At 71.8% G+C, this 21,922-nt stretch carries 26 protein-coding genes and 1 pseudogene; 18 read left to right on the top strand and 9 right to left on the bottom strand.

The annotated features are described in order from the left end of the window. The first annotated feature begins 141 nt into the window (after positions 1–141). The 3 genes from NON19_RS18770 to NON19_RS18760 are packed head-to-tail and all read left to right on the top strand — an operon-like array spanning position 142 to position 1,632. Positions 142–336, top strand: coding sequence for a hypothetical protein (locus NON19_RS18770; protein ID WP_255929573.1), 195 nt, complete (start codon positions 142–144; stop codon positions 334–336). A gap of 25 nt (positions 337–361) precedes the next feature. Then, entirely contained in the window at positions 362–1,261 is a 900-nt protein-coding gene (gene mshB / locus NON19_RS18765; protein ID WP_255929555.1) for an N-acetyl-1-D-myo-inositol-2-amino-2-deoxy-alpha-D-glucopyranoside deacetylase, read from the top strand. Then, entirely contained in the window at positions 1,258–1,632 is a 375-nt protein-coding gene (locus NON19_RS18760; RefSeq protein ID WP_255929553.1) for a DUF6113 family protein, read from the top strand. Before mshB ends, NON19_RS18760 begins: the two co-directional genes overlap by 4 nt. A 306-nt stretch (positions 1,633–1,938) precedes the next feature. On the opposite strand, the gene NON19_RS18755 is transcribed toward NON19_RS18760, so the two are convergent. Next, positions 1,939–2,283 (bottom strand): hypothetical protein, encoded by a 345-nt coding sequence (locus NON19_RS18755; RefSeq protein ID WP_255929551.1) that lies wholly within the window; start codon positions 2,281–2,283, stop codon positions 1,939–1,941. Positions 2,284–2,604: 321 nt separating this feature from the next. Next, positions 2,605–2,805 (bottom strand): hypothetical protein, encoded by a 201-nt coding sequence (locus NON19_RS18750; protein WP_255929549.1) that lies wholly within the window; start codon positions 2,803–2,805, stop codon positions 2,605–2,607. Between NON19_RS18750 and NON19_RS18745 the strand changes: the two genes are divergently transcribed. The 5 genes from NON19_RS18745 to NON19_RS18725 all read left to right on the top strand — a co-directional run bounded on the left by NON19_RS18745 (position 2,792) and on the right by NON19_RS18725 (position 7,724). Further along, positions 2,792–3,937, top strand: a complete 1,146-nt coding sequence (locus tag NON19_RS18745) for a hypothetical protein (RefSeq protein ID WP_255929547.1) — start codon at positions 2,792–2,794, stop codon at positions 3,935–3,937. The genes NON19_RS18750 and NON19_RS18745 overlap by 14 nt on opposite strands. 160 nt (positions 3,938–4,097) lie before the next feature. After that, the gene (locus NON19_RS18740) at positions 4,098–5,048 is read left to right on the top strand and encodes an ABC transporter ATP-binding protein (RefSeq protein ID WP_372514184.1); all 951 of its coding nucleotides are present in this window, start codon (positions 4,098–4,100) and stop codon (positions 5,046–5,048) included. Then, entirely contained in the window at positions 5,045–5,800 is a 756-nt protein-coding gene (locus NON19_RS18735) for an ABC transporter permease (protein ID WP_255929545.1), read from the top strand. The genes NON19_RS18740 and NON19_RS18735 overlap by 4 nt, the downstream gene beginning before the upstream one ends. A gap of 10 nt (positions 5,801–5,810) precedes the next feature. After that, the gene (locus NON19_RS18730) at positions 5,811–7,073 is read left to right on the top strand and encodes a sensor histidine kinase (RefSeq protein ID WP_255929543.1); all 1,263 of its coding nucleotides are present in this window, start codon (positions 5,811–5,813) and stop codon (positions 7,071–7,073) included. 45 nt (positions 7,074–7,118) lie between these two features. Next, positions 7,119–7,724 (top strand): response regulator transcription factor, encoded by a 606-nt coding sequence (locus NON19_RS18725; protein WP_255929542.1) that lies wholly within the window; start codon positions 7,119–7,121, stop codon positions 7,722–7,724. A 4-nt stretch (positions 7,725–7,728) separates the two neighbouring features. On the opposite strand, the gene NON19_RS18720 is transcribed toward NON19_RS18725, so the two are convergent. Beyond that, the gene (locus tag NON19_RS18720; RefSeq protein WP_255929540.1) at positions 7,729–8,574 is read right to left on the bottom strand and encodes a SirB1 family protein; all 846 of its coding nucleotides are present in this window, start codon (positions 8,572–8,574) and stop codon (positions 7,729–7,731) included. A gap of 8 nt (positions 8,575–8,582) precedes the next feature. Further along, the gene (locus NON19_RS18715; protein WP_255929538.1) at positions 8,583–9,599 is read right to left on the bottom strand and encodes a GNAT family N-acetyltransferase; all 1,017 of its coding nucleotides are present in this window, start codon (positions 9,597–9,599) and stop codon (positions 8,583–8,585) included. Positions 9,600–9,731: 132 nt separating this feature from the next. Here NON19_RS18715 and fdxA point away from each other — a divergent pair, with 132 nt between their 5' ends. Beyond that, positions 9,732–10,061: a ferredoxin gene (fdxA, locus tag NON19_RS18710; protein WP_255929536.1), complete on the top strand. Its 330-nt coding sequence runs from the start codon at positions 9,732–9,734 to the stop codon at positions 10,059–10,061. A 104-nt stretch (positions 10,062–10,165) separates the two neighbouring features. Then, positions 10,166–11,266, top strand: a complete 1,101-nt coding sequence (dapC, locus tag NON19_RS18705) for a succinyldiaminopimelate transaminase (protein ID WP_255929533.1) — start codon at positions 10,166–10,168, stop codon at positions 11,264–11,266. 81 nt (positions 11,267–11,347) lie between these two features. On the opposite strand, the gene NON19_RS18700 is transcribed toward dapC, so the two are convergent. Together NON19_RS18700 and NON19_RS18695 are read right to left on the bottom strand one after the other, a co-directional pair. After that, entirely contained in the window at positions 11,348–11,764 is a 417-nt protein-coding gene (locus tag NON19_RS18700; RefSeq protein ID WP_255929531.1) for an ATP-binding protein, read from the bottom strand. Positions 11,765–12,062: 298 nt separating this feature from the next. Beyond that, positions 12,063–13,037 carry a VldE C-terminal domain-containing protein gene (locus NON19_RS18695; protein ID WP_255929529.1) on the bottom strand — a complete coding sequence of 325 codons (975 nt, stop codon included), beginning with the start codon at positions 13,035–13,037 and terminating at the stop codon, positions 12,063–12,065. 78 nt (positions 13,038–13,115) lie between these two features. Here NON19_RS18695 and dapE point away from each other — a divergent pair, with 78 nt between their 5' ends. Beyond that, the gene (gene dapE, locus NON19_RS18690; protein ID WP_255929527.1) at positions 13,116–14,183 is read left to right on the top strand and encodes a succinyl-diaminopimelate desuccinylase; all 1,068 of its coding nucleotides are present in this window, start codon (positions 13,116–13,118) and stop codon (positions 14,181–14,183) included. 162 nt (positions 14,184–14,345) lie between these two features. Further along, complete coding sequence (locus NON19_RS18685; protein WP_255929663.1) at positions 14,346–15,083, top strand: LOG family protein; 738 nt, start codon at positions 14,346–14,348, stop codon at positions 15,081–15,083. Positions 15,084–15,176: 93 nt separating this feature from the next. On the opposite strand, the gene folP is transcribed toward NON19_RS18685, so the two are convergent. Then, a complete protein-coding gene (gene folP, locus NON19_RS18680; RefSeq protein WP_255929525.1) occupies positions 15,177–16,037 on the bottom strand; it encodes a dihydropteroate synthase in 861 nt (286 codons plus the stop codon). 200 nt (positions 16,038–16,237) lie between these two features. Here folP and NON19_RS18675 point away from each other — a divergent pair, with 200 nt between their 5' ends. Further along, complete coding sequence (locus tag NON19_RS18675; protein ID WP_255929523.1) at positions 16,238–16,606, top strand: DivIVA domain-containing protein; 369 nt, start codon at positions 16,238–16,240, stop codon at positions 16,604–16,606. Further along, positions 16,599–17,189 carry a DNA-3-methyladenine glycosylase I gene (locus tag NON19_RS18670; protein WP_255929521.1) on the top strand — a complete coding sequence of 197 codons (591 nt, stop codon included), beginning with the start codon at positions 16,599–16,601 and terminating at the stop codon, positions 17,187–17,189. Before NON19_RS18675 ends, NON19_RS18670 begins: the two co-directional genes overlap by 8 nt. A 314-nt stretch (positions 17,190–17,503) precedes the next feature. Here the strand turns inward: NON19_RS18670 and chcB are convergent, their stop codons facing one another. Next, positions 17,504–18,301, bottom strand: coding sequence for a 2-cyclohexenylcarbonyl CoA isomerase (gene chcB / locus NON19_RS18665; protein WP_255929519.1), 798 nt, complete (start codon positions 18,299–18,301; stop codon positions 17,504–17,506). A 318-nt stretch (positions 18,302–18,619) separates the two neighbouring features. Between chcB and NON19_RS18660 the strand changes: the two genes are divergently transcribed. Then, positions 18,620–18,787, top strand: a complete 168-nt coding sequence (locus NON19_RS18660) for a DUF3117 domain-containing protein (RefSeq protein ID WP_126915881.1) — start codon at positions 18,620–18,622, stop codon at positions 18,785–18,787. 113 nt (positions 18,788–18,900) lie between these two features. Here the strand turns inward: NON19_RS18660 and NON19_RS18655 are convergent, their stop codons facing one another. Next, positions 18,901–19,440, bottom strand: a complete 540-nt coding sequence (locus NON19_RS18655) for an O-methyltransferase (protein ID WP_255929661.1) — start codon at positions 19,438–19,440, stop codon at positions 18,901–18,903. Positions 19,441–19,751: 311 nt separating this feature from the next. Here NON19_RS18655 and sigE point away from each other — a divergent pair, with 311 nt between their 5' ends. The 3 genes and pseudogenes from sigE to NON19_RS18640 all read left to right on the top strand — a co-directional run. Then, positions 19,752–20,564 (top strand): RNA polymerase sigma factor SigE, encoded by an 813-nt coding sequence (gene sigE, locus NON19_RS18650; protein WP_255929515.1) that lies wholly within the window; start codon positions 19,752–19,754, stop codon positions 20,562–20,564. After that, positions 20,561–21,433 (top strand): anti-sigma factor family protein, encoded by an 873-nt coding sequence (locus NON19_RS18645; protein ID WP_255929513.1) that lies wholly within the window; start codon positions 20,561–20,563, stop codon positions 21,431–21,433. Before sigE ends, NON19_RS18645 begins: the two co-directional genes overlap by 4 nt. Positions 21,434–21,572: 139 nt before the next feature. Next, a pseudogene (locus NON19_RS18640) lies at positions 21,573–21,922 on the top strand (protease); the annotation flags it as partial.

Below are 21,922 nucleotides of genomic sequence, written 5' to 3'. Positions count from 1 at the left end.
CGTAGGTGCGCACAAGCGTGCGCCCCCGCATGCATCTGTGCACCGAGGTATGCGGACTCACGGAAAGTTATGATCAGTTGCCGAAGGTTGTAATACCCGGTTGGCAAGGTCCCGTCGGTGCGTACCTGGAGGTGAGCCGCTGTGGCACTCTCGATTTCGGCGGTGCTACTGCTGCTGATCATCGTGGTCCTGCTGGTCAACAAGTCCGGCCTGAAGGGCATGCACGCCCTCGTCTGTGTACTGCTCGGGTTCTTCCTCGCCAGTTCCTCCGTGGCGCCCACCATCCGGCAGCTGACCACGAACGTGGCAAGCATGATCGGCAACTTCAAGTTCTGACCGGCCCAGGCCATACGCTGCGGGTATGACCGAATCCGACGGCCCGGACGGGCTGCCCGCTCGACGGCTGCTGCTCGTACACGCGCACCCCGACGACGAGTCCATCAACAACGGTGCCACGATGGCCAAGTACGCCGCGGAGGGCGCTCACGTCACCCTGGTGACCTGCACCCTGGGCGAGGAGGGCGAGGTCATCCCGCCCGAACTCGCGCACCTGACATCCGACCGGGACAACACCCTCGGCGAGCACCGCATCGGCGAGCTGGCCGCCGCCATGCGGGAGCTCGGGGTCACCGACCACCGCTTCCTGGGCGGCCCCGGACTGTACCGCGACTCCGGGATGATGGGCGCGGTGCAGAACGAGCGCCCGGGCTGCTTCTGGCAGGCCGACCTGGACGAGGCGGCCGGGCATCTGGTGGCCGTGGTGCGCGAGGTGCGGCCCCAGGTGCTGGTGGCGTATGACCCGAATGGCGGATACGGGCACCCCGATCACATCCAGGCCCACCGGGTCGCCATGCTCGCCGCCGACCTGGCCGCGGACCCCGGGTACCGGCCGGAGCTCGGCGCGCCGCACGCCATCGCCAGGATCTACTGGAACTGCGTACCGCGCTCCGCGGCCGAGGAGGGCTTCGCCAAGCTGCGGGCGGCTGGCGAGACCGTGTTCGCGGGCATCGCCTCGCTGGACGACGTACCGGGCGTGGTGGACGACGACCAGGTGACCGTCGCCGTGGACGGCACTGGCTACGTCGAGCGGAAGGCGGCGGCGATGCGCGCGCACGCCACCCAGATCGTGGTCGACGGTCCGTTCTTCGCCTTGTCGAACGACCTCGGTCAGCCGGTGTTCGCCGTGGAGTACTACCGTATGGTGCGAGGTCACCAGTCGGCAGGGCACGCCGATGACCTCTTCGCCGGAACGGAGGTGTGAACGCGGCCGTGCGCATCGTGCAGTACGTGGTCCTGGGGATCCTCGGGGTGCTGGTCGCCGCCGCCGGGGCGGTGGTGCAGGACGGTTGGTTCCCGGGCGGGTTGATCCTCGCACTGGCGGGCTGCGCCGGACTCTTCTACGGTGGTGCCCAACTCACCCGTAACCGGCTGGGTGCCGCGGTGCCGACCGTGCTGTGGTTCCTCACGGTCATGTACCTGAGCGTCACGCGCCCGGAAGGCGACTTCCTGTTCGCCGCGGGTCTCGGCCCGTACATCTACCTGTTGGGCGGGATGGCGGTGGGCGTGATCTGTGGCACCCTACCGCGTCAGACGCCTCCCGGCGCCCAGAGCGCCCGACTTGGTACCCGATGACACCTGTGTGATGGGCTGACGGTCGGTCGGATCGGCGGTCGCCGGGCCGTACCCGAAGCTGGCCAGTATGGTGGTGCGCGCTGGCGAGCCGCCTGCGGATGGCCGTGACGGGTGGCGAAGCTAACCGGGAGAACCTGCTTTGAGCCGTGAAACTGACAGTTCGTCCTCAGGACCCCAGGGTCGCGGCGGCGCCGCGTACCCGTCCGGGACACCGCCGTACGGAACCCGCCAGTCTGCGTCGCCGCGACCGCAGGAGGAGCAGGGCGTCGGCAGGACGCCGGGCACCCCGGGAGCTGCCGCGGGCGGTCAGGAGACTCGTGAGCGCACACCCCAGGAGCCGAGGACCGAGACCACGCTGACCACCCGGATCCGGATCAACATTCCCGGTTCGCGGCCGATCCCGCCGGTGGTGGTGCGCACCCCGGTCGCCGAAAGCAGCGACGCCGAGGGCCGGCCGGACGGTTCCGCTTCCGCTTCCGCTTCGGCTTCCGCTTCCGCCGCTGAGGGCGGCGGGGCGTCGCGCGGTGCCGCGCCGCGGGCCAGCCGGGCGCCGCTGGGCGCCTCGTCGGGCTCGGACGGGGCCGCCGCCGGGCGCGGTACGGAGACGGCGAAGTCCGGCGCGGGCGGTACGGACAGGGGCGGGGCGGGCACCAGCGACTGGTTCGCGCCGCGCAAGCCGGTGGGTCCGGCTGGCCAGCCCACGTCCGCGGCACGGCAGAAGCCCTCCGGCGCCGCGGCTCCGGGGGCGGGCGCGGGTGGCGCGGGAGCGGCTCCGGGCGCGGGTGGCGCGGGCGCGTCGGGTTCGGGGCAGCCCAACATCCCGTATCTGAACGACAGTCCGGGTGGGCCGCAGCCTTCGGGCGCTGCCGACCCGCTGTTTCCCGGTGCCGGGCCTGCGGCTTCCGGTTCTGCTTCCGGTTCGGGTCTTTCGGATTTCCCCGGCGCCGGTACGACGGCCGCCGGTTCGGGCGATCAGGTCTTCCCCGGCGCGGGTTCGTCAGCCTCCTCCTCGGACCCGTTCGGGGGGCGGCTGGGCGGTGCCGCGGGTGACGGCGTGGTGGGCGGACCGCCGCCCGGCAGTGTGCCGTTCCCTGGTTTTCCGTCGGCGGGCAGCGCACCGGACATTCCGGAGGTGCCCAGCGGGCCGACCACGGGGCCGGTGACCGGTGGCATGTATATGTCGTCGCTGGCCGCGGAAGCGCGGGACGGGGGCGCGTCTGACGAGGCCGACCACATCTCCGGTGACACCCTGGTCAGCGGCATCCCCGCGGTGAACGCGCCGGTTCCGCCCGCTGCGCCCAAGCCGCCCGCGGGGTCCGACGGGGGCGCCAAGCCGAAGGCCGCGGCCAAGCCCGCGCGCAAGGGCCGCTCCAAGGCGGCGCTCGCCGCGACCGCGGTGCTGGCCGTGGTCGGCATCGCGTACGCGGCGGGATTGCTGATGGACCACGCCGACGTACCGACCGGCACCACCGTGCTGGGCGTCGACATAGGCGGCAAGACCAGGGACGAGGCGCTCAAGGCGCTCAACGCGGCCGTGGGCGACCGGGGCACCGCTCCGATCACCGTGCACATCGGAAACCAGGACAAGCAGCTCAAGCCGGAACTCGCCGGACTGTCGATCAACACCGAGGACTCGGTCAACCAGGTCGCGCACCGGGACTACAACCCGATCTCGGTGATCGGCTCACTGTTCGGCGGCGAGCACCAGGTGGCGCCCGCGATCAACGTCGACCAGGAGAAGCTGCGCAGCCAGCTGCAGACGCTGTCGCCCAACACCGGCGGCTCCGACGGCATGGTGAAGTTCGTGGACGGCAAGCCGGTCGGCGTACCCGGCACCCCGTACCAGGCGGTGGACGCCGACGCCTCGGTGCAGAAGATCACCGCCGCCTACACCCAGCGCGCCGAGACCGGCAGGAACGACCCGGTCGATCTGGCGGTCACCACGCACCAGCCGCGCGTCACCCAGGCCCAGATCGACGAGGCGATCAGGACCATCGGCGATCCGGCGATGTCCGGGAAGATCACGGTGACGGCCGGGACGCACTCGGTGCTGTTCAGCCCGCAGAAGTCGCTGAGCAAGATCCTCACGATCGTCCCGGCGCCAAGCAACGGGAAGATGACGCTCCACATCGACCTGGCGGTGCTCAGGCAGCTGTACGGCAACGCCTTCGACGGCGTGCTGCTGGAGCGCGGCATCGGCACCAAGACGCCGGTCACCCCGCAGGACGTAGCCTCGGCGATGCTGCCCGCGCTCGCCAAGACCGCGCCGGAGAAGACCGCGGTGATCCAGAACGTGGCCAACTGAGGCCTGGCGGGCGGAGCTTGACGGGCCGCGGCGGTCGCGGGACGACCGCCGCGGCCCGGCTCATGGGAGAGCTGTCATGGTCCGGGTATGACATCTGTCATCCCCAGAACACGATGAGCGGCACTGCCGAGGTTCCTCGAGGCCAGCGAGGATTGTCCCCATGAGCGCAACAGCCGCACCGACGACGCAGAGGCGGGACATGGCCATCCCGGCCGTCCGCTTCTCGCGGGTGAACAAGTCCTTCGGCCAGGTCAAGGCCGTCAACGACGTCAACCTGGATCTGCACCCGGGCGAGACGGTGGCGCTGCTCGGGCCGAACGGCGCGGGCAAGTCCACCACCCTCGACCTGCTGCTGGGCCTGCGCAACGCGGACTCCGGGACGGTCGAGGTCTTCGGCACCACTCCCGCGCGGGCGATCGCCCAGGGCAAGGTCGGTGCGATGCTGCAAAGCGGCGGGCTGATGGAGGAGGTGAAGGTCCGCGAGCTGGTCAAGCTCGCCTGCGACCTGCACCCGAAGGCCTATCCGGTACAGCAGGTGCTGGAGCACGCCGGGATCACCGAGATCGCCGACCGGATGGTCAACAAGCTCTCCGGCGGCCAGGAGCAGCGGGTGCGGTTCGCGCTCGCCACCGCCGGGGCCAACGACCTGATCATCCTGGACGAGCCCACCACGGGTATGGATGTCACCGTGCGGCAGAGCTTCTGGGCCACGATGCGCCAGCAGGCGGCGCAGGGCCGCACGGTGCTGTTCGCCACCCACTACCTGGAGGAGGCGGACGCGATCGCCGACCGGGTGATCGTGCTGCACCGCGGCCGGGTGCTCGCGGACGGGTCGGCGGCTGAGATCAAGGCCAAGGCCGGTGCCCGCCGGATCGTCTTCGACCTCGACGGGGAGGTGGACGAGGCGGCGCTGCGCGGCCTGCCGTTCCTGACCGCGCTCAGCGTCTCCGGGCGCACGGTGCGCATCCAGTCCACCGACGCGGACGCCACCACGCACGCCGTCTACGGCCTGGGCCTGTACCCCCGGAACCTGGAGGTCGCCGGGCTCGGCCTTGAGCAGGCCTTCATAGCGATCACCGACGCTGCGACCGCTGAGGAGGCGGCACGATGAACACCCTCGCTTCCGGCGCGCTGATCAAGCTGGAGATCACGCGCAGCCTGCGGAACAAGAAGTTCATGTTCTTCACGGTGATCTATCCCGTGGCGCTGTTCCTGCTGATCTCCAGTTCGTCCAGCAAGGCGGACATGATCCCGCACAGCCATCTGTCGACGCAGCTGTACTACATGGTGGGAATGGCCTCCTTCGGCGCGCTGACCGCCGTGCTGATGGGCAACAGCGAGCGGATCGCCAAGGAGCGGGAGAAGGGCTGGGTGCGGCAGTTGCGGCTGACCGCGCTGCCCGGCCATGGCTATGTGATCTCCAAGATCGCTTCCATGGCGACCGTCACGCTGCCCGCGATCGTGATCGTGGAGCTCGTCGCGGCACTGGCCAAGGGCGTCGATCTGGCAGCCTGGCAGTGGGCCGCGCTCACCTTCTCGATCTGGGCGGGCAGCATGGTGTTCGCCGCCCTCGGTGTGGCCATCGGCTACACAGCCTCCGGCGACGCGGTCCGCCCGATCACCATGATCATCTACTTCGCGTTGTCGATCCTCGGCGGACTGTGGATGCCGTTCACGGTCTTCCCTCAGTGGCTGCAGAACATAGCCAAGTGGCTGCCCACCTACGCCTACGCCGGTCTGGGCCACGCCATCGAGCAGGGCGACGCCCCGCATCTGCGGGACATCTTGCTGCTCGTCGCCTACCTGCTGGTCTTCGCCGGTGGTGCGGCCTGGCTGTATCGCAAGGACACCCTCAAGGCGTAAGGGGCCCGGGATGACGGTGGACGAGCGCACGGACGCGGGGCGGAGCCGGGACTCCCATCTCGCGATGATGGGGCGCGCCCCGGAGAACCGCCTTCAGCAGTGGAGCAAGCTGTGCTGGGCGCTCGTCTACCTGCTCTACCTGGGTTCGGCGGTGGGCGATCTGACGTCGGGGCGGCACTCGGCGGTTGCGGTCGCGCTGGGCTGGGCGGGGCTGGTGCTGTTCGTCGGTTGGTATCTGTACCTGTTGCTCAACCGGCGCCCGCGGCGCGACACACCGGCCTGGTGGCAACTGGCCATCGTCTGCGGTCTGTACGCGCTCGCGCTGGCCTTGTCCCTCACCCTCGGCTCGCCGTGGCTGGTGATGTTCACCTATGTGACGGTCAGCGTCGGCGTGCTGCTGCCGATCCGGCATGTGCTGTGGGCGGTGCCGTTCTGCGCGGTGACGATCCTGGCGGTCGGTGCGTTGCTCGGCGCCCGGCAGTGGGACGTCTACGGGCTGTTCTTCCCCGCGCTGCTGGGCGGTGCGGCGATGATGGGCGTTGGCCAGATGGGCCGGATGGTGCGGGAGTTGCGGGAGGCGCGGGAGACGGTCGCCCGGCTGGCCGCGGCCGAGGAGCGGTTGCGGCTCGCCCGTGATCTGCACGATCTGCTGGGGCACTCGCTGTCCCTGATCACGCTCAAGAGCGAGCTGGCCGGACGGATGCTGCCGGAGAAGCCGCAGGACGCGGCCAGGCAGGTCGCCGACATCGAAAAGGTCAGCAGGCAGGCCCTGGTTGACGTACGGGAGGCGGTCAGCGGCTATCGACGGCCCACCGTCGGCGTGGAGTTGGCCGGGGCGCGCACCGCACTGCGTACCGCGGGGGTGGAAGCCGAGGTCTCGCCCACGCTCGACCTGCCGCTGGAGCAGCAGTACCCGGGGCTCGGCGCCGAGGAGCAGGGCGCGCTGGCGTGGGCGCTGCGTGAGGCGGTGACCAATGTGATCCGGCACAGTGGCGCCAAGCACTGCTCGCTGACGCTGGACGAGGTCTGGGAGGCCGACGAGGGCCGCTACCTACGGCTGGAGGTCGCTGACGACGGCCGAGGCCCGGGCCGCTCCCACCATCCGGGCAACGGCCTGGGCGGTCTGGAGGAGCGGCTGATGGTCTCCGGCGGGCGGCTGCGCACCGGCACCTCCAAGCGCGGCGGCTTCTCGCTGAGCGCCTATGTGCCGCTGCGCACCGTGCGGCAGGCGCGGCACCAGACGCGCGGCACAACGGGTTATCCACAGGCGTGATCCACAGCCCTGCCCGTGGTGCGGGCGGCTCGCTACGCTGCACCAATGATCAGGGTGCTGCTGGCCGAGGACCAGTCAATGGTGCGCGAGGCATTGGCGACGTTGCTCGGGCTGGAGGAGGACATCGAGGTGGTCGCGCAGGTCGCGCGGGGCGATGAGGTGGTCGCCGCGGCCCGCGAGCACGCGGTGGACGTGGCGTTGCTCGACATCGAGATGCCGGGGATGACCGGGATAGACGCCGCCGCGCGGCTGCGCGTGGAGTTGCCGGACGTCAAGGTCGTCATCGTCACCACGTTCGGTCGCCCCGGGTATCTGCGCCGGGCGATGGAGCAGGGCGCGGACGCCTTCTTGGTGAAGGACGCCCCGGCGGCCCAACTCGCCGACGCGGTACGGCGAGTGCTGCGCGGAGAGAAGGTCATAGACCCGACGCTGGCGGCGGCGGCGCTCGCCGAGGGCGCCGATCCGCTCACCACACGGGAGCGCGATGTGCTGCGCGCGGCGGCCGACGGGGCGGTCAACGCCGAGATCGCCAAGGCGCTGCACCTGTCGGAGGGCACGGTGCGCAACTACCTGTCCACCGCCATCCAGAAGACCGGTGCCCGCAACCGTTCCGAGGCGGTCCGCGTCGCCCGGGAGAAGGGCTGGCTGTGAGCGGTCAGTTGAGCAGGGCGCGCGCCGAGCGGGCGCGCTGCCGCAGGCCGTCGGCGATCGCCGGATCCATCGCGGTCACCGACTCCGCGTAGGACTCCATCTCCGCGGCGCCAGCCGCGAACTCGCCGCGCTGTACGAGTAGTTGGGCGCGCTCCAGGCGCAGCCCGGCCGGATGGTGGGGAAGCAGCAGGCCGAGTTCGATCGCCCACAGCTGTACCGCGCTGTGCTCGGGGCGGGCCGCGGCCCACGCCCGGATGTTGTTGAGCACCCGGGCGACGATGTCCAACGGTTCGGCGGGCGCGAACATACCGGCGGACAGTGCCACCCCGGTGCTGCCGAGGGCGCCAGCCACCAGCAGTTCGGCGTCGCCCGCGGCCAGTTGGCGGCCCCCGCTGAACGGGTCGACCAGCACATGGCCGCCGTCCGGGGCGCCGATGCCGACCACGAAGTGGCCGGGCAGCCCCACCCCGTACACCGGTGCGCCCAGCCGCCGTCCCACCTCGATCCACACCACCGACAGCAGGATCGGCAGCCCGCGCCTGCGCCGCAGCACATGGTGGAGCAGCGAGGACTCCAGCCGCCGGTAGTCCGAGGGCAGGCCGCGGAACCCGTGGCGCCCGCCCAGTACCTCGGTCATCGCCCGGGCCCAGGCGCCCGGCCCGTCGCCGGTGCGCTGCCGGGCGACGTCGTCGGCCAGCCGGTCGAGTTCGTCCAGGGCGCCTGCGATCGCGGTCTCGTCGAGGCCGGGCGCGGCCTCCGCGCCGACCAGCAGGCACAGCAGCGCCAGGTCGGGTCGGTCCCCGCGTGCGGCCTCGGCGAACCGGCGCCGCCGGTCGACGATGTTGTCCATGACGCCACCTACCTGGTGCCGCCCTGTGGGGCGCGGCGGTAGTGGTAGCCGTGGTGGGCGGTGAAGCCCATCCGTTCGTAGAGCGCCCGGGCGCCCTCGTTGTCCTCCTCCACTTGGAGATACCCGCCCGTGGCGCCTTCATCCAACGCTCTGCGGGCGAGTGCCGCCATCACCGCGGTGGCCAGCCCGGACCGCCGCTGCCGCGGGTCGACCTCCACCGCCCCGAACTGGGCCCAGCGCCCGTCCACCACGCACCGCCCGATCGCCGCCGGTGCCGTCTCGTCGCCCGGCACCGTGGCGAACCACACCGACGGCCCCCCGGTCAGTACCCGCAGCGCGGGCTCGGCCAGCTCGCCGGTGCGGTGGTAGCGGGCCAGCCAGGCGGCGTCCGGCGTCCGGCTGAGCGTGACCCGTTCGGCGCCCGGGCCGTCCGCGACCGGCGCGATGGGGCCGGTGTACACCAGGGTGTACGCCTCCGCGATCCAGCCGTCCCGGGCCAACCGGTCGTCAAGGCGCTCATCGCAGTCCGCCGTTCCGGTGGTGGCCTGGACGTACGGCACCAGCCCGCGCTCGCCGTACCAGTCCCGGACCCGGCGGATCGCCGCGTCGAGCGGCAGGCCCGGATCGCCCAGCGGCAGCACGGAGTTGGCCCGTCTGGTGAACCCTTCGGAGGCGCGCAGCAGCCAGTCGCCGAGCCGCTCGCTCTCCACCGCGGGCCAGCCGCGCGAGGCGAGTTCCTGCAGTTCGCGCGCGGTCGCGGTGGGCGGGGTCGCACGGCGAGAGCGGGCCGGACGGTCGGGTACCACTTTGCCCGCCACCAGCTGGTGTTCCGGAATGTGGACGGTCTCGCCATTCCGTCGTGTGATGATCAGCACACCACCCGACCACGATGTGAGAAGCCCTACGGCGTCGGCGAACACCGGGCGAGCGCCGACGATCTCCGCTACCCTCCGCACCGATACACGTTTTCCCACGTCAGAGGGGGTAATGCGGATTTCGAGCCGTCCACCACCAGCGAACTCCACCGATCGGTCAACCCCTCTTGTTCGTATGCGGCCAGGGAACGGAGATACTAGGAGGTGGGCATCGACGCCGCGCTCCCGCGCGCACGGCGGAGCCGCATCGGTCCGCCAGCCCTATCGAGGAGGAACGACAGCGTGACCTACGTCATCGCGCAGCCTTGTGTCGACGTCAAGGACAAGGCATGCATCGAGGAGTGCCCCGTCGACTGCATCTACGAGGGTCAGCGGTCCTTGTACATCCACCCTGACGAATGCGTCGACTGCGGGGCCTGTGAGCCGGTCTGCCCGGTCGAGGCGATCTTCTACGAGGACGACACCCCGGAGGAGTGGAAGGACTACTACAAGGCGAACGTCGAGTTCTTCGACGAGCTGGGTTCGCCCGGTGGTGCCTCCAAGCTGGGGCTGATCGAACGTGACCACCCGTTCATCGCCGCTTTGCCGCCGCAGAACCAGGACCACGAGTAAGGCGACTGTATTACCGGTCCGCATAGCGATCGATCATGGTCGGTCCCGTACGGCTGTGGGCCGTACGGGACCGACGGCGTTGTACGCGAGAAAGCGAGCTGTACGTGGCGCGAGTGAGTGACCGCCTTCCGGTCTTTCCCTGGGACCGCCTTGAGCCCTACAAGACCGCGGCCGCCGCGCACCCCGACGGTGTGGTGGACCTGTCGGTGGGTACCCCGGTCGACCCGGTGCCCGCGGTGGTCCAGCAGGCGCTGGTCGCCGCGGCCGACAGCCCCGGCTATCCGCTGACGTACGGCGCGGCCGCGCTGCGCGAGGCGATCGCGGGCTGGCTGCACCGGCGGCTGGAGGTGGCCGCGGATCCCGCGGCGGTGCTGCCGCTGATCGGTTCCAAGGAACTCGTCGGCTGGCTGCCGGTCCTGCTCGACCTGCAAGAGGGTGACCAGGTCGCATACCCCGAGCTGGCCTACCCGACCTACGAGATCGGTGCGTTGGTGGCCCGCGCGGAGGCGGTCACCTACGCCGACCCGGTGGCGGACCTCGATCCCGCGCGGGTGAGGCTGCTGTGGCTCAACACCCCGTCCAATCCGACCGGCCGCACCCTGGACGCCGCCGAGTTGCGGCGGATCGTGGCGTGGGCACGCGAGCACGGGGTGCTGGTGGTCTCCGACGAGTGCTACATCGAACTGGGGTGGGAGACCCGGCCGGTGTCGATCCTGCACCCCGAGGTCTGTGGTGGTCGCCATGACGGCCTGATCGCCGTGCACTCGCTGTCCAAGCGGTCCAACTTCGCCGGTTACCGTGGGGCGTTCCTCGCCGGTGATCCGGCGGTGGTCAAGGAGCTGCTGGCGGTCCGCAAGCACCTCGGCCTGATCGTCCCGGCGCCGGTGCAGCAGGCGATGATCGCGGCGCTGGGCGACCAGGCGCACGCCGACGAGCAGTACGAGCGGTACGCACGCCGCCGGGCCGCGCTGCGCGCCGCGTTCGAGGGCGCTGGATTCCGCATCGAGCACAGTGAGGCCTCGCTGTACCTGTGGGCGACCCGCGACGAGCCGTGCTGGGACACCGTGGGCGACCTGGCCAAGCAGGGCATCCTGGTGGCGCCGGGCGAGTTCTACGGATCGGCCGGGAGCCGCAACGTACGGATCGCGTTCACCGCGACGGACGAGCGGGTGGCCGCCGCGGTACGCCGCCTGGGCGGCGCGTAGCGGCCGGGAGCCGTGGGCGGCGTCGTGGCGCAAGCTTGAGGGCCCGGGAGCGCTGCTCCCCGGGCCCTCAGGTGTTCGTGCTCAGCCGCCCAGGGACGGCAGGTCGGCGCCGCCGACCGGGAGGCTGCCGGTGGGCAGGCCGTTGCTGGTGGCCGACTTGGCGGTGCCGCCGACCACGTCACCGGCCGCGTGGTTGGCCTGGCCGACCAGCTTGTTGGCGGCCGGACCGGCCTTCTTGCCGGTCTTGCTGACGGCGCTGGTGGCGGTGGGCAGTACCGTGTGGGCCGTGTTGGAGCCCGCCTCGTTGACCACTCCCGCGGCCTTGTGCACGGCGGCGTCGGCGTTGTGGATGGTCTCCGGGCTGCTCAGTCCGCTCAGGCCGTTGGTCGCGGGCATCTCGGCGGCCTGCGCCGCGCTGGCGCCCATCCCGATGACGGGGGCGGCCGCGGCCACCAGGACGGCGGCCCGGGCGATCCGGCTCTTGAGGGGGAGAGACATGGTGCTCCTTTTACGGAGAGATGAGGACATAGGACGTCCGCAGGCGGACGCCGTGACTACCGCGTGAGAAGCCCTAAGGTTGCGGTTGTTCGAGGTAAAGAGTTGGCAATGGGTCGCATAATAGACTTTCGGGAGAATAGGGCATTCCCGTTGGTTCTCGGGCAGTTGAAAAAACGTCACAGTGCGGGTATCGCAAGCGGGTTGACGGATTGCGCGCAATGTCGAGGGGGAGCACTCGAAGGGCCTTGCGGGGCGTTCAGTATTCCCCTTACGGAGTAACTTCCGGAACTTTGCGCGACTAGTGCTCGACAGTGATCCGAACGTCTCCGTACGAATGTCCGGCCCGCACGGAGTCCTTCACCCAGCCGCTGCCGGATTCCCGCGCCCGCCAAATCCGGCCGCGATACGCGACCTCGGCGATCCGCAGCTCCGGCGCGTGCGCCACCGCCCACTGCGCCAGCGCCCAGCCGTGCTGCGTGGGATCCTCGTCCGTCGGATCGCCGACCGCGTCCCCCGGCACCGTCACCGTGGCGCCCCGGGTGTCCGTGGGCAGCGCGGCCGGGGCCGCCGCCCCCTGCAGGTCGACCGAGGTGGCGTCCGCGCTGTCCTGCCGTTCCAGCACCTGCGCGCCGAACTCCCGCGCCAGCCGCTGCCGTACCGCGGCCGGATCGCCCGGGCTGCCGCCCGCCGGCACCCGGCAGCTCAGGCTGGGCTCCCGCCCGTACAGCGCGGCGGCCAGCAGCGAGGCGTCCGCCTCGTGCTTGGCGTACGCCTGCGGGAAGCCGCTGTGCTGCACCTGCTGCGCGGCGGCGGTCAGCGGCAGCCGTGAGTAGCCGGGGATCTTCACCAGCTCGTCGAAGAACTCCCCGGCCGAGTAGACCGGGTCCAGGATCTGCCGCGCGGTGCCCCAGCCCTGGGACGGGCGCTGCTGGAACAGGCCCAGCGAATCGCGGTCCCCGCCCTTGATGTTGTGCAGCTTCGACTCCTGCATCGCCGTCGCCAGGGCTATCGTCAGCGCCCGTTCCGGCAGGTCGCGGGCGGACGCCACGGCGCCGATGGTCGTCGCGTTCGCCGCCTGCGGCTGCTGCAGGCCCAGCCGGGTGCCGTTCGCCTCGACGAAGCAGTCCAGGCCGTGCGAACCGGTCCAGTCCACGAAGACCACGTACCCCACCAGCGTGAGCAGCGCCAGCAGCGCGGCGGTGCACCGGGTGCGACGGCCGCGCGGGAGGCAAGTGCCCTGGGGGTGTTGGTGTGATGGCTGGGACACGGGCACGCACGACACCGTACTTGAGCCCGCCGCGCGGTCGAATTCCCGGACCCGGCCGGAGCGGGCCCAGGTAGGGTCGCCGACATGAGCACACCCGCACTCGACCTCAGCCAGGACGCCGCGGCGGTCACCGCGCAGCTCGTCGACATCCCGTCGGTCAGCCGGGCCGAGAAGCCGCTCGCGGACGCCGTCGAGCAGGCGCTGCGCGCCCTGCCGCACCTGACCGTTGACCGGGACGGCGACGCGGTGGTGGCCCGCACCAACCTCGGGCGTGCCGAGCGGGTCGTGCTGGCCGGGCACCTGGACACCGTGCCGATCGCCGACAACGTTCCGTCGCGGCTGGTGGACGGGGTGCTGTACGGCTGCGGCACCAGCGACATGAAGTCCGGCGTCGCGGTCCAGCTCCGGCTCGCCGCCACGCTGCCCGCGCCCAACCGCGACCTGACCTTCGTGTTCTACGACGCCGAGGAGATCGCGGCCGAGTTCAACGGCCTGAGGCGGCTCGCCGAGCACCACCCCGACTGGCTGGCCGGTGACTTCGCGGTGCTGATGGAGCCCACCGACGCACTGGTCGAGGGCGGCTGCCAGGGCACCTTGCGGGTACGGGTGGAGACCACCGGCCGCCGCGCCCACTCGGCGCGCAGCTGGCTCGGCGAGAACGCCATCCACGCCGCCGCGCCGGTACTGGCGCGGCTGGCGGATTACCAGCCGAGGCGGGTGGAGATCGACGGGCTCACCTACCGCGAGGGGCTCAACGCGGTGCTGATCGAGGGCGGTCACGCCACCAACGTGATCCCCGACAGCTGTGCGGTGACCGTCAACTACCGCTTCGCGCCGAACCGTTCAGAAGAGGAGGCGCTGGCGCACGTGCGGGAGGTGTTCGACGGCTTCACCGTCGTGCTCACCGACTCCGCGCCGGGCGCCATGCCGGGGCTGTCCCATCCGGCCGCCGCCGCGTTCGTCGCGGCGATCGGCGGCACGCCCGCGCCGAAGGACGGCTGGACCGATGTGGCCCGGTTCTCCGCCTTCGGGATCCCGGCCGTCAACTACGGTCCCGGTGACCCCAAGCTCGCTCACACCCGCGAGGAACACGTGGCGACCTCGGCGATCTTGCGGTGTGAGGAGCGGCTGCGCCACTGGCTGAGCGCGTAGCGGGCCGGGGGTACGTAGGCTGCAGTCGGTGGCCCGTGACGGGCCCGGTGCTGGAGGGAGCGGTACGACGTGGGCAGTGGCAACGCGGAGGACCAGGGGCGGGAGCGCGGCTGGGCCGAGGCACAGGAGGCGGCCGCGGCGGCGAACGCGGCCGCGGAGGCGATCCCGTACGGCCGTGGCTGGCCGGAGCGGCACACCGGGCCGGTGGTGCGGCGCCGCGGCCAGGTCCAGTCGGGCACCACGGACCAGCGGCTGCTGGACAGCCAGGGGCCGACGGACTGGCTGCACGGCGACCCCTGGCGGGTGATGCGCATCCAGTCCGAGTTCGTCGAGGGCTTCGGCGCGCTGGCCGAACTCGGCCCGGCGATCAGCCTGTTCGGCTCCGCGCGCACCCCCGTGGACTCGCCCGAGTACGACGCGGCGGTACGCATCGGGCGGGCGCTGGCCGGGGCCGGTTACGCGGTGATCACCGGGGGCGGGCCGGGCGCGATGGAGGGCGCCAACAAGGGGGCGTGCGAGGCGGGCGGTGCGTCGGTCGGGCTGGGCATCGAGCTGCCCTTCGAACAGGGCCTCAACCCGTACGTCGACGTGGGCATCAACTTCCGCTACTTCTTCGTGCGCAAGACGATGTTCGTCAAGTACGCGCAGGGGTTCATCGTGCTGCCGGGTGGTTTCGGCACGCTGGACGAACTCTTCGAGGCGCTGACGCTGGTCCAGACCAAGAAGGTGACCCGCTTCCCGATCGTGCTGTTCGGCACGGACTACTGGCGGGGCCTGGTCGACTGGGTGCGCAACACCCTGGTCGCCGAGGGCAAGGCGTCCCGGCACGACCTGGAGCTGTTCCAGCTCACCGACGACGTGGACGAGGCGGTCAAGCTCGTCACCAAGGCGGATCGCTGAGGGACCGCGCCGCGGGTCCTCGCCAGCGGGCGCGGCGGTGGTCCGCCGTACCGCCGTCGCAGCCCCCGCGGGTGGCGGGAGCTCCCGCCTTCGTTACGCCAGGCCGCGGCGGGCCACGGCCGGGGGGCGGTGGCCCGCGATGGTGGCCACCATGTCCAGCACCTGGCGGGTCTCGGCGACCTCGTGCACCCGGTAGACCCGGGCGCCCAGCCAGGCCGAGACGGCGGTGGTCGCCAGGGTGCCCAGCAGCCGCTCCTTGACCGGCTTGTCCAGGGTCTCGCCGACGAAGTCCTTGTTCGACAGCGACACCAGCACCGGCCAGCCGGTGCCCACCATCTCGCCGAGCCGCCGGGTCGCCTCCAGCGAGTGCCGGGTGTTCTTGCCGAAGTCATGGCCGGGGTCGATCAGGATCCCGTCCCGCCGTACGCCCAGCTCCACGGCCCGTTCCGCCAGCCCCAGGGTGACCCGCAGGATGTCGGCCATCACATCCTCGTAGGTCACCCGGTGCGGGCGGGTGCGCGGCTCCGCGCCGCCCGCGTGCGTGCACACCAGACCCACCCCGAAGCGCGCGGCGACCTCGGCCAGCTTGGGGTCGACCCCGCCCCACGCGTCGTTGATCAGGTCCGCGCCCGCCTCACAGACCGCCTCCCCGACCTCGTGCCGCCAGGTGTCGACGCTGATCACCACATCCGGGTACCGACCGCGCACCTCGGCGACGAACGCGGCCGTACGACGGATCTCCTCCTCGGCCGACACCTCCTCCCCAGGACCGGCCTTGACCCCACCGATGTCGATGATGGCAGCACCCTCTGACACCGCCCGTTCCACCCGCAGGAGCGCTGCCTCGTCGGTGAAGGTGGCGCCCCGGTCGTAGAAGGAGTCCGGCGTCCGGTTCACGATCGCCATGATCACCGGCTCGTGGTCCCCGAACTCCCGCTTCCCCAACCGCAACATGCTGTTTCGCCCTTCTCGACCGGCTGCCCCGCCAGCGGCGCTCCACTCGGTGCCGACACTCCTCGATCGCCCGTCGCGACCCTAACCCGTCGCCCACCGGACCACCGAGCACAGCGCGGCATGGCACGATCGGGGCGGACACTTGGACAGCAAAGGCACCGACGCTTCAGGTACTGAGGCCGGACCCGGGAGAGATCGTCTTGTTCTGGTTCATGCTCATCGCGCTGGTCGCGGTGGTCGGCGCCGTGGCCGTCGCGGTCCTCGGCGACGGGGGCACGCTGCGCGACGCCGAGCCGGACCGCCTGTCGGACCCGCTGCCCGGGGACCGGCCGGTCAGCCGTGCCGACGTCGACGACCTGCGGCTCGCCGTGACGCTGCGCGGCTACCGGATGGACGCGGTGGACGACGTGCTCGACCGGCTCGCCGCCGAACTGGCCGAACGGGACGCGCGCATCGCCGAGTTGGAGGCGGCGCTGGCCGGTGCGCAGGACGCCGCGCTCGGCGCGCCGTCACTGGTCAAGGAGCACCCGCGGGACACCGCGCCCAACGGGGAGCAGCCGCATGACTGAGGGCGGAGCGCTCACCGGTGCCGACGGCCTGACCCGCTGCCCCTGGGCGCGGGACGGCGACGGCTACGCGGACTACCGGACGTACCACGACGCCGAGTGGGGGCGTCCGGTCCGCGGTGACGTGGAGTTGTTCGAGCGGCTGTCGCTGGAGGCGTTCCAGTCCGGCCTGTCGTGGCTGACGATCCTGCGCCGCCGGGAGGGGTTCCGGGCCGCCTTCGCGGGCTTCCGGCCGGAGAAGGTGGCCAGGTTCACCGACGCCGACCGGGAACGGCTGCTCACCGATCCCGGGATCATCCGCAACCGGGCCAAGATCGACGCGGTCATAGCGAACGCCCGCGCCGCGCTCGACGTCGCGGAGTCCTACGAGGGCGGCCTGGACGCGCTCATCTGGTCCTACGCGCCGGGCGACCGTCCGGCGCCGCGGACGGTCGCCGATGTTCCGGCCACCACGCCGGAGTCCGTCGCCCTGGCCAAGGAACTCAAGAAGCGGGGCTTCCGCTTTGTCGGTCCTACGACCGCGTACGCCGCGATGCAGGCGTGTGGGCTGGTCAACGACCACCTTGCGGCCTGCGCCTTCCGCTGACGGGGGCTGTGCGCCTGGCGTGCGTTCGGGGCTGCGCACCGAACCCCGGTGGGGGGTGCGCCCGTGGGGTCCGGTTGGGGGTGCGCCCGTGGGGCGGCCCCCGGTTGGCTGCGGTGGTTTGTGGCCGCCGGGCGCCGCCGTCGGGGTTGCTCGCCGCCGCGTCGGGAGGGAGCGGTGGGGGCAAGTCCCCGTTGTTCCCGGGGGCATGGGGGCTCGCCCTCAAGAGGGAGTCCGCCGCGGCGGCGCGCGGCTCCGGCGGTGGGGGAGCGGCGGTCGGGAACCGCCGCGACCCACGCCGGACGAGCCCCGAGCGGCTAGCGGCCGACGTACTTCGGGCGCTCCTTGTTCAGGAAGGCCTCCACCGCGATGCGGTGGTCCGCGGAGGTTCCGGCGCGCTCCTGTAGTTCGTCCTCCTTGACCAGGGTCTCGATCAGCGAGTGCGACGACCCGTAGGCGAGGGACTCCTTGATCGCGGCGTAGGCGACCGTCGGGCCCTGGGCCAGCTCACGGGCGACCGCGAGCGCGGCGGCGGGCAGTTCCTCGGTCGGCACCACCTTCTGTGCGATGCCGAGTTCAAACGCCTCCTGGGCGGTGATCTTGCGCGGGAACATCAGCAGGTCCGCGGCGCGCCCTGGGCCGACCAGCCGCGGCAGGGTCCACGACGCCCCCGAGTCGGCGGTCAGCGCCACCCCGGCGAAGGACGTGTTGAAGCTGGCCGAGTCCGCCACCACCCGGTAGTCGGCGGCGAAGGCGAACCCCGCGCCCGCACCGGCCGCGACCCCGTTCACCCCGGCCACCACCGGCTTGGGCATCGTCGCGATGGCCGAGACGATCGGGTTGTAGTGCTCCTGGACGGTGCTCATGGTCTTGCCGCCCGGCGTCGCCGGTCCGCGCAGCGTGCTGACGTGCTCCTTGAGGTCCTGGCCGACGCAGAAGGCCCGCCCGGTCGCGGTGAGCAGCACCGCCCGTACCGACTGGTCGGCGCCCGCCTCGCGCAGGGTGTCCCGCAGCGCGTCCTTGGTCTCGGTGTCGAGGGCGTTCATCGCCTCGGGCCGGTTCAAGGTGATGGTCGCGAGCCCGTCGGCCACCTCGTAGAGCACGGTGTCGGCCATGGCAGTCAGTCCCTCCGTCGCGGCTTGGCGCGGTGTGCGCTGCGGTCAGCATGCCGGAGTTCGCCATCGGCCGACATGTGACCTGGATCAAAGGACCGGCGGCGGCCCACTCAGCGCTGAGCGGAACGCGGGGCGGGAGTATCGCAGCCACCTCGCCGGATTGGGTGGTTTTGCGAGCGGGTGTCGTCGCGTGGCCGGTCCCCGATGTTGGTCATAGGGGACTGGCATGCGGGATAATGGCCTGGAACCAATGTGTTCGAGTCCGGCGGCGCCTGGGCCGCCGGTTGCGAGGAGCTGGTTTCAGGAAGGGGAACGAGCATGGCGGCCATGAAGCCGCGGACGGGTGATGGCCCGCTCGAGGTGACAAAGGAGGGGCGGGGCATCGTCATGCGCGTTCCGCTCGAAGGCGGCGGGCGTCTCGTCGTCGAGCTGACACCCGATGAGGCCAAGGCCCTGGGCGAGGCCCTGGAGAAGGTAGTCGTCTGAAATACGGCGTTATGAGCCGCCACAGCGGCTCGGGCCTTCGGATTTTCGGCTCCGGGCTTTTGCGAACACCGGGATGAACACCGGATGTGGTTCGCAAAAGCCCGGAGCCGTCTTCATGCGCCTTTCTTCACCGCGCACAGCAGCCCGTCGTCGGTCGGCAGCAGCACCGGCACCAGCGCGGCGCTGTCCCGTACCGCGCGCATCACCTCGCGCACCCCGTGCACCTCGGTCTCCTGGTGGGCGGCGTCCATCGCCCGGCCCTGGGCGAAGACCCCCTCGAAGCAGACCAGTCCACCAGGCCGCAGCAGGCGCAACGATTCAGCCAGGTACTGCGCGTACTCCAGCCGGTCACCGTCGCAGAAGACCAGGTCGTAGCCGCCGTCCGCGAGCCGGGGCAGGACGTCCAGGGCCGGGCCGGGGATGAAGCGGGCGCGGTTCGCCGCGAAGCCCGCCTCCCGGTAGGCCTCCCGGGCGAGCTGCTGGCGGTCCGGCTCGGTGTCCACCGTGGTCAGCACGCCGTCCGGGCGCATCCCGTGCAGCAGGTGGATGCCGGAGACCCCGACGCCGGTGCCAATCTCGGCGACCACCCGGGCGTCGGCGGCCGCCGCCAGCATCCGCAGCGCGGCGCCGGTGCCGGGGGAGACCGAGCGCACGCCGACCTGACGGGCGCGTTCCCGGGCCCGTAGCAACGCCTCGTCCTCGGCGACGAAGGCGTCCGCGAACGCCCAGCTCGCCTGCCGGTTGCCGGTAATGGCCCTCTCCTGTCCCCGTTTGTCCCCGCGGTCGTGCGTGAAGTCGCTCGGCGACTGTATCCGCTGCCGATGGGAACCTGCGGAGGGGACCGTGCGTTGACGCTGGTGGGATGGGTACGGAAGGACGCGCAGGTCTTCCGTGTTCGTCGACGGTCCCAGCGGACCGGAGCCGGGACAAAGCTGCTTATCCGGAGCTAACGGGCGAGGTGGATATGGTAGGGGCTCTACTGGACACCACCAGAGCCGACAGGGGAGGTGCGGCTGTCGACGGCGACCAGGGAGTGCTCAGGCGTTTCCGTCGGTCGGCAGGGCAGCCGAGATCCGTGAACGAGACCGCTGACCGTGCCACCGCCGCCACCGCAGGTTCCGAGGCCGGGTCCGCGAACGCCACCGCGGCGTTCGCCCCCACGGTGTCCTTCGGCGCCGACGGCGAGACGTGGACTCCGCCCTCATGGGAGGAGATCGTCAGCACGCACAGCGCACGGGTCTACCGCCTCGCCTACCGCCTGACCGGCAACCAGCACGACGCGGAGGACCTCACCCAGGAGGTCTTCGTCCGTGTCTTCCGGTCGCTGTCCACCTACACCCCCGGCACGTTCGAGGGCTGGCTGCACCGCATCACCACCAACCTGTTCCTGGACATGGTGCGCCGCCGCCAGCGGATCCGGTTCGACGCCCTCGGTGAGGACGCGGCGGAGCGGCTGCCCAGCCGTGAGCCGTCGCCCGCGCAGCACTTCAACGACACCCACTTCGACGCGGACATCCAGCAGGCGCTGGACACCCTCGCGCCGGAGTTCCGGGCGGCGGTGGTGCTGTGCGACATCGAGGGGCTGTCGTACGAGGAGATCGCGGCCACCCTCGGCGTCAAGCTGGGCACCGTCCGCAGCCGCATCCACCGCGGCCGCTCCCACCTGCGCAGCGCCCTGCAGCACCGTGCGCCCGCCGCCCGCCCCGGGCGCGCGATGGCCGCGGTCGCGGCGGGCGGCCAGAGCAGTGAAGGAACGGCGACGCGGGGGAGAGCGTGAGCGGCACAGGCCCATTCCGAAGTGGTACGAGCGGCACGGCCCGCTCCACGGCTGAGGAACACCTAGGCGACCGCCTGGCGGCGTTCGTCGACGGTGAGCTGCCCGATGACACACGCGAGCGCGTGCTGGCCCATCTGGCCACCTGCGAGCAGTGCAAGACCGAGGCCGACGAGCAGCGGCGGCTGAAGAACGCGGTCGCCGACGCGATGCCGCCCGCGCTGTCCGCCGGGCTGCTGGCCCGGCTACAGGGGCTGCCGGGCCACGGCCCCGGCGGCGACGGCCCCTATCTCGGCGGTGGGCTGTTCGGACCGCAGGACGACTTCTGTGCGGCGGAGCGGCCCGACGACTCCCGAGAGCCGTTCGGGCGCCAGGAGGGCGCCAGGGCGTATCTGCCGCCGAACGGCGCCAGTGCGCTGACGCCGTCCAGTGGGCGGCTGGACGGCTTCCGGTTCCGCATCCACGACGTCAACCGCTCGGCCTCGCGTGGGCGGCGGTTCGCCTTCGCGGCGGCCGGGGCGTTTTCGCTGGCGGCGATCGCGCTGGGCGGTGCGCTGCCGCTGGACGCCGCCGTCGAGGGCGGCGGCACGGCCGACGCGGGCGCGGGGTCCGCGGTCACCCCGCCCGGCGGCGGGGGCAACGGGGCGCTGCTGGCGGGCCGGGAGCGGCCGGGCGGGCCGCTGGGTGGGACCGCGGCGCACGTCAGGCCGCTGTCGGCGCCGGGGCCCATGCTGCTGCCGCAGGGCGGCCGGGCGCCGGTCTCGCTCGCGTCCACCACCCCGGAGGCGGTGCCGCAGCCGCCCATGCCGCTCACCGCGCGGTCGGTGGCGCCGTCCCCGTTGCCGTTGCTGGGCAGCGGCCCCGCGCGCTGACGCGTTTTCGTACGCCTGGTTGAATTCCGGCTCAGTAGCCTGCCGCGTTGCGCCTTCGGGGGTACTGGTGTGGGCTGAGAGGTGCCAGAGCCTGCTGAATCCTTCCGTGCCTGGGGGGACCGCAGAAACAGGGGAGAACATGGACGAGGGGAAGGCCGCCCGGCCGCACTGGTGGAGTCGCCCGCAGGAGGCGCCGCGGGACCAGGACGCCACGGCGCCGTCCGCCCCGGAGGCGCCCGCTCCGGTCCCCCAGACGGACCAACCGGCCGCCGCGGAGCCCGACGCGACGCCCGACGCCAGGCCCGACGCCACGCCTGACGGCGCGGAGAGGGTGTCGCTGTCGAAGGACACCCCCGCGCCCCCCGCCGTCCCGCCCGCCCCCTCCGTACCGCCTTCCGAGCCGGTGCCCGAGAACCCCTACGCCACGCCCCTGGCAGGCGTCGGCCACCCGGTGCCCGGCGCCGGGCCGCAGCCCCCGCCCCACCCCCC

The organism is Streptantibioticus rubrisoli, assembly GCF_024436055.1.
GTDB classification, from domain to species: domain Bacteria; phylum Actinomycetota; class Actinomycetes; order Streptomycetales; family Streptomycetaceae; genus Streptantibioticus_A; species Streptantibioticus_A rubrisoli.
This window is presented reverse-complemented; position numbering and strand designations above follow the sequence as displayed.

Excerpts from the sequence above, each read along its gene's own strand:
- NON19_RS18670 (WP_255929521.1), top strand. The coding sequence starts at position 16,599 with ATGACTGAGGGCGGAGCGCTCACCGGTGCCGACGGCCTGACCCGCTGC.
- NON19_RS18700 (WP_255929531.1), bottom strand. The coding sequence starts at position 11,764 with ATGTCTCTCCCCCTCAAGAGCCGGATCGCCCGGGCCGCCGTCCTGGTG.
- NON19_RS18730 (WP_255929543.1), top strand. The coding sequence starts at position 5,811 with ATGACGGTGGACGAGCGCACGGACGCGGGGCGGAGCCGGGACTCCCAT.
- NON19_RS18720 (WP_255929540.1), bottom strand. The coding sequence starts at position 8,574 with ATGGACAACATCGTCGACCGGCGGCGCCGGTTCGCCGAGGCCGCACGC.
- NON19_RS18750 (WP_255929549.1), bottom strand. The coding sequence starts at position 2,805 with ATGCCACCGGTCACCGGCCCCGTGGTCGGCCCGCTGGGCACCTCCGGA.
- NON19_RS18660 (WP_126915881.1), top strand. The coding sequence starts at position 18,620 with ATGGCGGCCATGAAGCCGCGGACGGGTGATGGCCCGCTCGAGGTGACA.
- NON19_RS18735 (WP_255929545.1), top strand. The coding sequence starts at position 5,045 with ATGAACACCCTCGCTTCCGGCGCGCTGATCAAGCTGGAGATCACGCGC.
- dapE (WP_255929527.1), top strand. The coding sequence starts at position 13,116 with ATGAGCACACCCGCACTCGACCTCAGCCAGGACGCCGCGGCGGTCACC.
- sigE (WP_255929515.1), top strand. The coding sequence starts at position 19,752 with ATGGTAGGGGCTCTACTGGACACCACCAGAGCCGACAGGGGAGGTGCG.
- NON19_RS18740 (WP_372514184.1), top strand. The coding sequence starts at position 4,098 with ATGAGCGCAACAGCCGCACCGACGACGCAGAGGCGGGACATGGCCATC.
- chcB (WP_255929519.1), bottom strand. The coding sequence starts at position 18,301 with ATGGCCGACACCGTGCTCTACGAGGTGGCCGACGGGCTCGCGACCATC.
- folP (WP_255929525.1), bottom strand. The coding sequence starts at position 16,037 with ATGTTGCGGTTGGGGAAGCGGGAGTTCGGGGACCACGAGCCGGTGATC.
- NON19_RS18725 (WP_255929542.1), top strand. The coding sequence starts at position 7,119 with ATGATCAGGGTGCTGCTGGCCGAGGACCAGTCAATGGTGCGCGAGGCA.
- mshB (WP_255929555.1), top strand. The coding sequence starts at position 362 with ATGACCGAATCCGACGGCCCGGACGGGCTGCCCGCTCGACGGCTGCTG.